1 protein-coding gene is annotated in these 427 nt (G+C 35.1%); it reads right to left on the reverse strand.

What is annotated here, in order from left to right:
- Positions 1-147 precede the first annotated feature (147 nt).
- On the reverse strand, positions 148-427 hold a 280-nt coding region (locus AVJ19_RS21295; RefSeq protein ID WP_111861445.1), incomplete at its 5' end, for a hypothetical protein.

Here is a 427-nt window from a genome sequence, read left to right on the forward strand (position 1 = left end):
CGTTCCCCGTTTTATTATTGATTGATCTAACGCCAGTAGTCAGAGTTAAAACATTGCCAAAATTGAGGTTAATAATAACGTCAGGTTTATTAATCTTTTCTTGAATTGGCAACGGATTATTTGACCAAAAAGCACGTAGCGCAATGTTCATGCTGTGATACTCCGCTCAATATTGAAAGACAGCGTTTGAGAGTGTCTAACGCTATTTTCAATGGTTAATTTAATATCTAACTGAGCTTTACCCATTTTCCAGTTTTGCGTAATTGATGCAGGTACTTCTAATAAAATCATGCCTGCTTCAGCAAGTTTACTAATAGTTGGTGTGGCAATGACTTGACCTGAACTATTAGCAATCTGAGATGAAATAATCATCTCATCTGTAATGATCATACCTAATTTAGTATCAGTATCATAAAATTGGATGGGT

It is taken from the genome of Acinetobacter sp. CFCC 10889 (assembly GCF_003268395.1).
In the GTDB taxonomy this organism is placed as follows: Bacteria; Pseudomonadota; Gammaproteobacteria; order Pseudomonadales; family Moraxellaceae; genus Acinetobacter.